The organism is Moorena sp. SIO3H5, assembly GCF_010692395.1.
Lineage (GTDB): Bacteria > Cyanobacteriota > Cyanobacteriia > Cyanobacteriales > Coleofasciculaceae > Moorena.
The window spans coordinates 1-12,119 of record NZ_JAAHHS010000234.1 but is presented as its reverse complement, the minus strand read 5'-3'; the positions used below and the strand labels follow the sequence as shown (position 1 = coordinate 12,119).

The 12,119-nt window shown below is 41.8% G+C and carries 13 protein-coding genes; 2 read left to right on the top strand and 11 right to left on the bottom strand.

Translation table 11 applies throughout. The annotated features are described in order from the left end of the window. Positions 1 to 369 precede the first annotated feature (369 nt). The 3 genes from F6K52_RS22720 to F6K52_RS22710 all read right to left on the bottom strand — a co-directional run bounded on the left by F6K52_RS22720 (position 370) and on the right by F6K52_RS22710 (position 2,232). Positions 370 to 771 (bottom strand): hypothetical protein, encoded by a 402-nt coding sequence (locus F6K52_RS22720; RefSeq protein ID WP_293083074.1) that lies wholly within the window; start codon positions 769 to 771, stop codon positions 370 to 372. 292 nt (positions 772 to 1,063) lie between these two features. Further along, entirely contained in the window at positions 1,064 to 2,008 is a 945-nt protein-coding gene (locus F6K52_RS22715; RefSeq protein ID WP_293083071.1) for a serine protease, read from the bottom strand. A 77-nt stretch (positions 2,009 to 2,085) separates the two neighbouring features. Continuing rightward, the gene (locus F6K52_RS22710; RefSeq protein ID WP_293083068.1) at positions 2,086 to 2,232 is read right to left on the bottom strand and encodes a hypothetical protein; all 147 of its coding nucleotides are present in this window, start codon (positions 2,230 to 2,232) and stop codon (positions 2,086 to 2,088) included. Positions 2,233 to 2,518: 286 nt separating this feature from the next. Here F6K52_RS22710 and F6K52_RS22705 point away from each other — a divergent pair, with 286 nt between their 5' ends. Beyond that, entirely contained in the window at positions 2,519 to 2,719 is a 201-nt protein-coding gene (locus F6K52_RS22705) for a hypothetical protein (RefSeq protein ID WP_293083064.1), read from the top strand. Positions 2,720 to 2,851: 132 nt separating this feature from the next. Here the strand turns inward: F6K52_RS22705 and F6K52_RS22700 are convergent, their stop codons facing one another. The 8 genes from F6K52_RS22700 to F6K52_RS22665 form a co-directional block, all read right to left on the bottom strand. Next, complete coding sequence (locus tag F6K52_RS22700; RefSeq protein WP_293083061.1) at positions 2,852 to 3,034, bottom strand: hypothetical protein; 183 nt, start codon at positions 3,032 to 3,034, stop codon at positions 2,852 to 2,854. A 92-nt stretch (positions 3,035 to 3,126) separates the two neighbouring features. Continuing rightward, the gene (locus F6K52_RS22695; protein ID WP_293083058.1) at positions 3,127 to 3,348 is read right to left on the bottom strand and encodes a hypothetical protein; all 222 of its coding nucleotides are present in this window, start codon (positions 3,346 to 3,348) and stop codon (positions 3,127 to 3,129) included. A 49-nt stretch (positions 3,349 to 3,397) separates the two neighbouring features. After that, a complete protein-coding gene (locus F6K52_RS22690; protein WP_293083056.1) occupies positions 3,398 to 3,631 on the bottom strand; it encodes a hypothetical protein in 234 nt (77 codons plus the stop codon). A 39-nt stretch (positions 3,632 to 3,670) separates the two neighbouring features. Beyond that, positions 3,671 to 4,432, bottom strand: a complete 762-nt coding sequence (locus F6K52_RS22685) for a hypothetical protein (RefSeq protein WP_293083053.1) — start codon at positions 4,430 to 4,432, stop codon at positions 3,671 to 3,673. Between the two features lie 234 nt (positions 4,433 to 4,666). Continuing rightward, positions 4,667 to 7,162: a CHASE2 domain-containing protein gene (locus F6K52_RS22680; protein ID WP_293083050.1), complete on the bottom strand. Its 2,496-nt coding sequence runs from the start codon at positions 7,160 to 7,162 to the stop codon at positions 4,667 to 4,669. A gap of 435 nt (positions 7,163 to 7,597) precedes the next feature. Then, entirely contained in the window at positions 7,598 to 8,746 is a 1,149-nt protein-coding gene (locus F6K52_RS22675; protein ID WP_293083047.1) for a DUF1822 family protein, read from the bottom strand. 6 nt (positions 8,747 to 8,752) lie between these two features. Continuing rightward, a complete protein-coding gene (locus tag F6K52_RS22670; protein WP_293083044.1) occupies positions 8,753 to 8,881 on the bottom strand; it encodes a hypothetical protein in 129 nt (42 codons plus the stop codon). A 17-nt stretch (positions 8,882 to 8,898) separates the two neighbouring features. Further along, positions 8,899 to 10,434, bottom strand: a complete 1,536-nt coding sequence (locus tag F6K52_RS22665; protein WP_293083041.1) for a hypothetical protein — start codon at positions 10,432 to 10,434, stop codon at positions 8,899 to 8,901. A 470-nt stretch (positions 10,435 to 10,904) separates the two neighbouring features. On the opposite strand from F6K52_RS22665, the gene F6K52_RS22660 reads away from it, so the two are divergent. Then, positions 10,905 to 12,119, top strand: a 1,215-nt coding sequence (locus F6K52_RS22660; protein ID WP_293083038.1) for a tetratricopeptide repeat protein, incomplete at its 3' end; no start/stop codon positions are given.

Here is a 12,119-nt window from a genome sequence, read left to right as displayed (position 1 = left end):
AGTTTGGGGTTAGCGATCGCACAGTTTGGGGTTAGCGATCGCACTGAATAGTTTACCTAGTAAAGGATACAGCAATTTCTGGAAAGTACTTGACAAATTGCTCTTTTGCTTAACTTGTCACCAATGGTTATCAGCTATCAGCTATCAGCTTTCAGCTTTCAGCTTTCAGCTTTCAGCTTATGGGCTACGCCCACGCTACGCGAACAGTGATCAGCTTTCAGTTATTAGCTTATGCGCTACGCGAACAACCAACGGCTAACGGCTGACCACTGACCGCTGACCACTGATGGCTGACTGCTGACCGATGCTTCACAGGCTGGAAGCCTGTTCCACAAAGCTGACAGCTGACCGCTGACGACTGATAGCTTACTAAAAGATTTCAATAGTTTCAGCAGTGATAGCAGACTTACTGGAACCAGAACTCTGACCTTTAATCCGAACCTTTTGCTTAGGACTCAATTTTCCTGGGTCAACAGTTTCTCCTTGACGAGTGATTTTGGTATCGGAAAGAAGTTGTACACTATAGGAACCAGACTCAGTTTTTACCTTTAACTGTAGAGGAAAGCTTTCCATAACTGCGACAATTTTACCTTCGATAATCATTTGTTCATCAGTTGAGGTAACTATTGGATTATTATCTGGATTATTACCCTGATTGTTTTCCGGTGAAACGTTTGGTTGCGGAGCGCTACAAGCAGAAAACAGCAGGCTTAATCCGATAAGACTGCTCAAAGCAAAAGATTTAAAAGTAATTTGTGGTTTAGTAGTCATCTGACAGTTTTTTACTTTGTTAGTTGATTTGTAAGCAGTCAGCAGTCAGCCGTTAGCAGTCAGCAGTCAGCTTTGTGGAACAGGCTTCCAGCCTGTGAAGCATCGGTCAGCGATCAGCCGTCACCTGTTGACTGTTCCCGTAGCGTGCCCGTAGCGCTTAAGCTGATAACTGATAACTGATAACTGTTCGCGTAGCGTGCGCGTAGCGCATAAGCTGAGCGCTGATAACTGACCGCTGTTCGCGTAGCGTGCGCGTAGCGCATAAGCTAACGGCTAATTAGTCCCGGAGATATTAAAGATTTTTCCAAGCGGACAAGTTATCAAACACAGACTGATTGATCCGGACAGCACTGTTAGGACAGCCACCATAGCCGTGAATTCCCACTGCATGGCGTTCACCATCTTCAAAGCGCCAGATGGGGCTACCACTTTGACCGCCATAGGTATCGAGCATATAAGAGAGCTTGCCACTAGTGATCCTGGTAATTCGGCCAGCATTGAACCATTGTGTGCCAAATGGTTTGTCACCAGCGTAGCCAGAGTTATTTACCTGTAGATTTGTCAGTAACTCGTCGGATAGATTGACAAATCCGAACCAGCCGACTCGGTTCCCTAGGGTGTCATCCGGTAGAATAATTGCTCCGTAATCGAAGTCATCATCTTGTTCTTCTGTCCAGCCTGTTACACTGCGGAAGGATGTGCCAACTTGGGAGCCGAAGGGAGCTTCGTTCTCATCCATACCGGGAAAGACTTCAATTTTCTGCGCCCAACCATTAGCACTATGACTATAAACGCAGTGTCCAGAAGTGATTACTGTCCGTGGTCCAATAAACCAGCCAGTACACCGGGACTGGCTGCCATCAGCTTTGGTAATGATTAACTGGCAAATCCATCGCCAGGGAATATTAGTAGCTGGGGAAATGCGGATGCGGTCGTCATTACCACATACTGACTCCGGCCTTTGGAATTCTTTAGCACCAGCATCTGGAAGATTTTCCAAATCTTCTGTGACCAAAATTTTTTCGTCGAAATCCAAACCATCATTAAGAGCTCGGAATTTATTGAATCCGGATACTGCTTCGATTTGACCGCGACCCATCATTCCCTCAAATTGCTCTTCGGAATCTATTGCCTGGGATGGAGTTTCGCTAGAAGTGATTTCATGGAGCCGCTGATCCTCCCGTTCTATTTCCTTTCCTTGGTTGGTTTGATTGGAAACTATTTCATTTTCTGACATAACTATTATCTTTAGGGTTAACTACTAACAAGAACTGACTTGAATGTTCTTTCCATGTACATAATTGCAAGGCTGCACTAGGGTTGACAGTACCCGAAAGGGTACTTATGGGGAGCAGGGAGCAGGGAGCAGGGAGCAGGGAGCAGGGAACAGGGAACAGGGAACAGGGAACAGGGAACAGGGAACAGGGAGCAGGGAGCAGGGAGAAAGGAGCAGGGAAACAATCTTGGATAAATGATTAGGATAGAAATCGTTATCGTTAAAATTAATAATTAAAATTACTCGTTTAAAAAGAGCAATTTCATAAAAAAACTATGCAATATTATAAAATATACGCTACGGGATTGACCGAAAAATAAGCTACGGGATTGACCTTTAATAAAGCTTTGCAATCGCTTTTTTTATTGCCTATAAAAACTTTCCGAAAAAAAACTTTTTAAAACCCTTGACAACTAAAATTATAATCATTACAATAATCAATATAAACCTAACGAGCTCAAATTTTTATCTATGTCAAAAGAGTTTAAGTCAAACTTCAAGAAACAACCTGTTGAGCACACTCTCAAAGGCTCTCGTGAAGCAGTAATCTATAGTATCCAAATGCTTTATAAATTGGGCTATGCAGAGATTGCCGAATGGACTCCTCTTGAAGCGACTGAGGTTCCAGGGGAAGTGATTACTAAAATGATGAAGTATTGGCTGTTGCCATAACACTTTTAATTTCTGGGGGGGTTTCCCCCCCCTGGCAAAGGCTCCGGTCTGTTCGCGTCCGGATCGGTTTGGAAACTCATTGACATAGATAATTGAAATAGCCGTGGATAGTATTTCTACGGCTATTTTTTTTTATTTTTGAGACTTATAGAAAAAGGGAATTGGGAATCGGAAATCGGGAATCGGGAATCGGGAATCGGTAGCATTCTGTAGGGTGGGCATTGCCGGTTTACTTACCCAAATCCTGCCCAAATTGATCTGAGCAATGCCCACCAACGTTCGGTACCCATGACCGGTTTCTGAACCAATGCCCACCCTACATTATTGTGGATTGGTGGGCATTGCCCATGTAATTGCTCGGCGTTCAATCATGATCTTTATCAGCAATGCCCACCCTACGATTCTTCCTATTCCCGACAAAAATCATGAGCCTTATTGTTAATCTTATCAATAACATCAGTAGCATTGTGTAGGGTGGGCATTGCCGGTTTACTTACCCAAATCCTGGGCAAATTGATCTGAGCAATGCCCACCAACGTTCGGTACCCATGGCCGGTTTCTGAACCAATGCCCACCCTAGGATTATTGTGGATTGGTGGGCATTGCCCATGTAATTGCTCGGTGTTCAATCATGATCTTTATCAGCAATGCCCACCCTACGATTATTACTGTTTATACTTATCTAAAAATGAAATCGATAATCGGGAATCGGTAAAAAAATATGTGTACCTTATAGTAATCGGTAGCATTGTGTAGGGTGGGCATGGCCAGTTTACTTACCCAAATCCTGGGCAAATTGATCTGAGCAATGCCCACCAACGTTCGGTACCCATGGCGGGTTTCTGAACCAATGCCTACCCTAGGATTATTGTGGATTGGTGGGCATTGCCCATGTAATTGCTCGGCCTTCAATCATGATCTTTATCAGCAATGCCCACCCTACGATTCTTCCTATTCCCGACAAAAATCATGAGCCTTATTGTTAATCTTATCAATAACATCAGTTACCTCAGCTGGAGGATTAGGCATCAGATAAATTTCCCGTAATGCATCTGACCAAAGTTGTTTGTCCATGAAATAGTTAATTCGTTTCAGAGCAATCCTTTCAGCACTCGCATCTTTAGCCTTCAGCTTACTTTCTAATGCAGTTAAGTCAGCCGTGATTTGATTACGCTTTTGGTCATCCATCAGACGAAAACTTATCTTAGTAGGAAGTTCTTCTAAAGGAATTGTATTGCGCCAATAGTAAGCTATACCTGGTTTTAAGGCTTTTCCTTGATAAAGTATACTATTAGTAGTAGGCTCTAAAGGTTGCTCCCACAATTGTTGATTAGTACGCATTTCACGCACCTCAATACCTTTCATTTCTCCTTGCCATAGGAATAGGGGTTGCTCACTCCAAATTTCTAAGCTTCCTTTATGATTAGAATTACCGTCACGATCTGGTAGCTGACCAGGGGTAAGCATGCAGAGAGTTTGCTCGCTAAGATGCTGATATCTTGACCTCCCTCTTGAGCCTCCTTTACCTTTTTTACGTCGCAATCTCTCCCAGATATCACCCCATTTTAACGTAATTAGCTGGCCTTGAGACTGGGATAACTGCTGATCAGACTGAGGTTTTTTTACTATGGCATCAAGAGGCAGTACAGAAGAACAGACTAGCACTACTATTGTTAGTAATAGTGTGGATTTGTTTTGAATTATTTTCATCATAATACAGTATTATTTAATTGGGTAAAGTACAAATTATTGGTTTTTCTGGAATCGGGAATCGGGAATCGGGAATTGGGAATCGGGAAAAAATATTGTGTACATGATAATTATTAAAAACGCTATATTTGAGCTGATTCCAGTAAATTTTTATTTACTTTTGCCTTTTGATTTAACAATATAGGCTTTATATTAATGAGTATAATAATTGCTATATTGTTCCCTACTCCCTACTCCCTACTCCCTTTTCGTAACGCTATAGGTGCTAAACACTACTAAAGGCATCAAAGTAGGTAACAGCACCTTCAAAGAGATATAAACTTGTAATGAAACCAAGCAATAAACTAACCAATAAAGCAACCAAGCCTTACCTATATTGCTAAACCACCATTGCTGTTGCTCCGGATTATCCTGTTTAATTAACCTAAATCTCTTACCTAAAACAGCGGTTAGCAAAATCATCAAGGTATTAGGAATTGGTATCACCAGATGCTGGTAAAAAAGATGGTGGGCGATGTAACTATGAGCTTCACCACCAGTAAACGATGATTTGCCATCGAACCAATCTTGCCAACCCTGTGAACTACGCCAGAAGGCTACCGGAAGGGGAAGCAGATTATTATCTTGCCCTTCTTGATCAATTCCTGCTTCTTTGTATCCTCCTGAAGCAACAATCACAATGGTCTGGTTAAAGCTGATATCATCAGCTAGAGCATCTCCAGAACAGGAGCCTAATAACTCACAAGCAGAAATTCTTTGATAAACCTGCTCTGGAGGCAGGGAATAGTCAATAATCGGTTGAAACCATTGTAAAAAATATGCGATCGCAGGACGTTTGACCCTCCCCAACCAAGCCAGTTGTGTATGGGCTTGTGTATCGGTACCATTAACCGAATCAATCACTGAAGTCCTAAAATCCTGATTACTGTGTTGAGGCTCAGGTAATCCCATCGCCAATTGAGTAGTGCTGGAATCTTGATTACGTAAACAATAGGAAAGGACTAGTAAATAGCTAAACGGACAACTTTGATCACACTTATTGCTAGGTAACTCCACATACCAATCATATCTTGTAATATCTCCCTCCATGGTTTGCTTAAGATTAGCAATTTTATCACTAACTCCCTGATAATCAGCAGGATGGTCAGCTTCAATCGCTGCCCAAACTAACCAGGTATTATTTTTAATCGCTTCAGTAACTGATTGCTGTAACTGTTTACTATTATCGAGCTGTTGTTGGTCTTGATCTAAGATATAATCAAATCCAATTATACGAGCATTACTGCTAACTAATTTATCTAATATACTTGCTAAGTAACCATAATTCATATACCTGCCATCAACTAATGTTACCTTGTCCTGTTCAAGAGACTTGTTATCAATTTGAACTAACCGAACTGGAGACTGAACTGGAGAAGGATTAGCTTGCCACTGCACCTGCTGAGTAACCTGACGGTAACCAGCCTGTAACAACAGACGAGATTCTAACAGTAAATCCTGAACAGGTGGGATTAAACTAAGGGTTAACCATGCCGATAACCAAAGGGCTTCTTTTTTAGTGGGCAACCAATTTCTGAGACTGTGCCCTAAACCAAATGGTTCCAAGCGAAACAGTACTGATTGGGGATGGCGAAATAAGGTAGGGATTAGGTAAGCAGACGGATAGGTAAGATTTTGTTGGTCTTTGAGATAAGCACAAGCATCCCTGAGGGCTTCATGAACATCCTTATACTCAGCCAAACTGTTGAGAAACTGGACAATAAAAACTTGAGCCACCTGATTGTGAATAGGTTCTGCCATTACCGCCACTTGAGGTAACCCTAAAGCAATTAGGAATTCCGCAATCGAGATACCATCACAAGAATTAAAAATAGCAAACTTAAGTCCATTAGCTATCCCTTGTTGGAGGGACTGTTGAATCTCCTTAAGCCCTAAAGAAGCATCAGGAGCAATATGTAATTCCCCACCAGTAAAGGCAGTTTCATTACTATGTCCAGCAAAGAATAAAATATCCCAACCCCTAGGATTAGCAATTTCTTTCACAATTTCCTGCTTAAGACTAGTAGAGTCTTTTCCTGGTTGCCAACCAATAAATTTTATTTCAGCCAGCTTAGATAGGTGAGCTAACGCTTTGCGGTCTTCTTTAAAGTCTAATCCTTTTTCATCACCTAAGATAGCCAACACTCTGGCTCGGCGACGGATTGAAGGAATAATTTTATGATGACTAATTCCAGTATGGATAATATTAGAAGCCCGAGCAATCCGGATAGTTCCGAATCTGGATAAATTAGTCGTAGTAGTAGTACTAATTTCCCAAGCTTCCCAAGGTAAGCAAGTTAATTCATAACAGTTACAGGTGAGGATAATATCAACCCAATAGCGACGATTAATAGACGAATCCGTAGCTGCCTTAGCAATTTCCTCACGAATTTGATATAACTCTCCATCCCGTAACCACCGATCAAAGAGTGATAAAAACCTAGCTTCTGCTTCCCGCAAAAATCCAGCATTATCCTTCTTAGAGGATGAAATACTACCACTTTTTTTTATTTTAATAACTCGCAAATCTCGGTAACAATTAATGTAAGCATCTTTCCAGTCTTGGTAACCTTGATCAAGGTCTTGATGATAATCTACTATGGCAGAAATAGTCTTACCATTTTCCCAAGATAACTCAAAGTTACATCCTGACTTTATTTTGATAACTTTAAGGTGAAAAATTTTACTTTTCATATGACTTAGAGTAGTTGTTAATTGGCTTATAATCGTAGGGTGGGCAGTGCCTAGCAACGCCCTTTGCAAGCTTCAAAATCTGTCTGATGCACTGCCCACCGACATGAACTAAACAAGTGATTAATCGGCTGGTGGGCAGTGCCTAACAATCCCCTTTGCAAACACATCAATCTAACTGATGCACTGCCCACCCTACATGAATTTATCTTTCACTAGTAAACCAGTGATTAATCGGCTGGTGGGCAGTGCCTAACAATCCCCTTTCGAAACACATCAATCTAACTGATGCACTGCCCACCCTACATGAACTTACCTTTCACTAGTAAACCAGTGATTAATCGGCTGGTGGGCAGTGCCTAGCAATCCCCTTTAGAAACACATCAATCTAACTGATGCACTGCCCACCCTACATGAAATCTCCCTACTCCCTACTCCCTACTCCCTACTCCCTTTAAATTCAAACAACATCGAGGTTTGTGCTGTTTCGTCAGCAGTGGTAATTGTAGCTAGAAACTTTTCATGATTAGCCCCCACAAACTGAGTAAATAAATAGTCGTCATTAGTGCTCAATTCCTGTTGCTCCAAGACCATGGTATAATCAGTAATACGCAATTTTATCCCCCAAGGTGGAGTATTACCTGGGCTAGCTCCCAGGATCAGCAATATACTCCAATCCCCTTCTGGTTCAGACTGGGGTAATTGCCAAGTTACAGCATAAAGGCGCAGTGGAATTCCAGCTAGTTGAAAATCTCGATAACTACGGACAGCGGCAGCAGGAATTTCGATATCAATAATAGTTATAATCTCAGCTAATTCTTGGGCTGGGGTACGATGAAACCGCAATTGCGGAGAAGGTGCTGGTAATAGCTGCCAAGATAATTCTTGAGCTAGGTCATCGATTTGATTATATAACCATTGTCCCACATTAATCGCCCGTTGATTCAGGATTTCAAGCACGTCGCTAACATAATTAGGATCGGCCTGTGGTATTTCTGGTAAAGGAATTTCCTCAGGAGAGAGACATTGTAAATCAAGTAGTAAGTCGTCTCCACTCATAGTAAACCTAGATAAAGGGAGCTCGTAATTCTGATCATATCCAATAGCTATATTACTAATATCTGTAACTAACTGGTCGTATCGATTTACTCCTTTAATCCCAGCAATCCCTAAGTCATCATCAATGGCAATCACAACATAAAAATGAGCAGTAAATTCGGGAATAGTAACAATTGCTTCAGGGAGCGTTACAAAGGGGTCACTAAATCCAAAGCTAGGAATAAGGCAAATCTTGAAATCTCCTACCTGTAGATGACACACAGGATTAATAACTTTAGCAATAGCTTGAGATAATTCAGAGTTTACTAAAACATTAGCTGCCCGTTCTACCTGTAAACTTGGCTCCCGTTTTGCTAGCCAATCTTCAAAGACTAGTAAGGCTAAGCATTGGAGATAGATAGCTAATGTTCCTGGTTGCTCTGGGATCTGGTTGGCTATATCCAGGGCTTGTTGTTGTTGTTCTAATTCCAGCGTTAGGGTTTCGGTTAATGCTGGAAATGAAATCATTTCTGTAGATGTATTTAGCATTTTTAGTTAAGTAATAATATAAAAAGGGAGCAGGGAGCAGGGAGCAGGGAATAGGGAATAGGCAAGAGGCAATAGGCAAGAGGCAATAGGCAATAGGCAATAGGCAAAAATTCCAATAAAATTCCTACACCCCACACCCCACACCCCACACCCTACTCCCTACTACCGATTCCCTTTTTTAATAATTCACATAAAGTCCTAGAAAAATTACTAGAGAGTTTGTATTTGTTTTTAACAAAGGTTTCCTTCATGGCTGCCGTCATAATCCGGTTAATTTCGTCTTCTACAAACTGACTAATTCGTTTCTCTAATTCCTTAACCTCTTGTGCAGAAGCGTAGGCTTGCCCTAACTCCACGAGTTGGTGATGTAATCTTATGGAAGTGCGTCTAGCAATATCAGCTCGAAAGGCTTTCAGGTCTAGCAAGCGACTGACCTGATATTGCGCAGTTAAGCCGATTTGGACAGCAATCTTAGTCATAGTAATATGCTGACAGTGAAATAAATCTAGTGCTTCTAAAAATTGCTGATCTCTCTGCTTTTGTTGACGACTTAGATAAGCAGTTCGGTTTTGTATAACGTCTTGAATAGCAGTAGTTAAACAATCCTGTAGTAATTGGTCATAGGCAGCTAATACCTCGTCTTCCTCCTGATTATTACTGGTATCATCAGCTGCTAATTGATGCTCAAATTTCCCTAACGCTTGAGTGGTAACATTCCTGCCACGATTCTTTTTATAGTCTCGAATTAGCTGAGCTAACCGTTGTAAATCAGTAAGTACTGCTTCTGGAGATAGTTTTCCGATGGAGCCCCCCAAAGTTGTAATCAGCTGTAATTGTTCCTTGCTAGGAATTGGGTAAGGAGTTGTAAGTTTACCTAAGCCTTGTTGTTGTCGTTGTTGGTTAATTTTACTACGTTCTGCTTGCAGTTGACGTACATAAATCCTTTGATAACTTTCTAATAACTCACGATAGTGGTTAATTTCCTGAGCAGTTAGCTGATGAAACTCCGATAGAATACGATTTAGTTTACCAGGAGTAGTTTGTTTCAGTAATAACCAATCGGTTACCTGCTCAATTCCATAGTATAGTAAAAATTGTTTCACCTCCTTATTCGTTTTAACCAGTCTTTTTGTCCAGGAAAATAAGCTACTTTTATTTGGGTCAAAGGTTTTCAAAATATAGGTATTTATAGAATTATCTACCCCTAGTTTATGGCCTTGATCGGGCTCAGGATAACGGTCAAGGACTAATGGCAGTAGGTCATTCATGGTAAAATTATGTTGCTGACCAAATTGCTCTACTAACTGATAACAAACTTCCTTGATTTGCTGAGAAACTAAACAACGTAGACAAACCTCAGCCAGCTCAAAGTCGTCGTCTTGGGTGTGATAACGTTGCCACAGTCTGCTAATCAGTGCTTGGTCTATAGTGTCTTCATCTGTAGATAAGGTAATAGCTTGGGCACTGATAAATTCCTTAGCCTTTTCTATGGGTTTAGTTTGATGTTGACCTAAACGATTAATGTAATTAAGTGTCCAGTATTTGGCTAAGCTGGTATTCATGAGGGAGCAGGGAGTAGTTAAGAGGCAAGAGGCAAGAGGCAAGAGGCAAGAGGCAAGAGGCAAGAGGCAAGAGGGAAAAAATAATCTGTACCTTATAGCTATGAGTATTGCGTAGTGGCGTGACACAGCTAAAATAGTGCAATAGCTTTTTGTTAAAAACCTTAATTTACAAGGGATAAGGGATTTTACTAAAGCACCAAATTAGCTGTGCCACGGCAGTAGGGTGCATTAGGGGCGGACTTGCCCTAATTTTCGGCTTCTTAACCAGGGTTGGGATAGTCGGCCCCGTAACGCACCACAGGGTCAAAAAGCAAAGTGAGATGTATCCTAGCAATCTCTCCCAACAAGGGAACCAAATCTCATTCTTACCTATCTGGTAAGTATGCGAGCCTATGCATTTTGTGGAAAAAACTCGGCTTGAAGTGTATAAGTGAAGGGTAGGAAGTAGGTCTGAGGAGTATTAGTGTTTCCTTGTATAGTCAGGTACATCTAAATTTTATTCCCTGTTCCCGACTCCCGACTCCCGACTCCCTGCTCCCTAATTCTGCCAATAATTGCCTAGGCTCAGGAATGTTTCAGATTTAGGTAAACATTAGATGATACCACATCCTATTACACTTAAGCAGGTCTTGTTTTTGGGAATTTTCACTCTCTGCCTTACCCCTGGGCAATTCCCTGTTGTGGCTAGATTCCTGAGTTTGCCAGGACTGGATCACCAACTAAACTGTTTGAGCCTAGAGCAACACGGGAGTTTAGCCCCTGGTGACGCCATTCTTGAAGTAGACAGTAAGCAGGCAGAGGCTTACAAACTATTTAAGCAAGGACTTCGTCACATTTGTGGCAGTGAGTTCCGAAAAGCATTACAGTCTTGGCAGCAAGCATTGGTGATTTATCAACACATCAGACACCGCGAGGGTGAAGCTCTCTCCCTGGGTAATCTGGGTCGTGCATACGCTAATCTGGGAGAGTACAAACAAGCAATTGATCACTACCAAAAATGCTTAGATATTGCTAGGGAAATCGAACACCGCGAGGGTGAAGCTCTTTCCCTGACTAATCTGGGGTTTGCATACGGTAATCTGGGAAACTACAAAAAAGCCATTGATTACCACCAACAATCGATAGCTATTGCTAAGGAAATCAAACACCGCAAGGGTGAAGCTCGCTCCCTGAGTAATCTGGGTAATGCATACGAGAGTTTGGGAGACTACAAAAAAGCGATTGATTACCAGCTAGATGCGATCGCTATTCATCGGGACATCGACAACCAGGAGGGTGAAGCTGGCTCCCTGGGTAATCTGGCTAATGCATACCGTCATCTGGGAGACTACAAAAAAGCCATTGATTACCACCAACAATCCTTAGCTATTAAAAGGGCAATCGGAAACCGCCGGGGTGAAGCGTATTCCCTGGATAATCTGGGTATTGCATACGGTAATCTGGGAGACTACAAAAAAGCGATTAATTATCACCGACAATCCTTAGGGATTTTTAGGGAAATCGGACACCGCAAGGGTGAAGCTCACGCCCTAGAGAATCTCGGTATTGGATACGGTAATCTGGGAAAGTACAACAAAGCCATTTATTACCACCAAAAATCCATAGCTATTGCGAAGGAAATCGGACACCGCAAGGGTGAAGCTATCTCCCTGAATAATCTCGGTGCTACTTTCTTAGAAATAAATCAACTAGAACAAGCCCAAACTCACCTAGTTTATGCCATTAAAATTTGGGAAGATATCCGCCACCTCCTCGATAATGAAGATGATTGGAAGGTTTCTATTTTTGAAGCACAAGCTCGCAGCTATCGA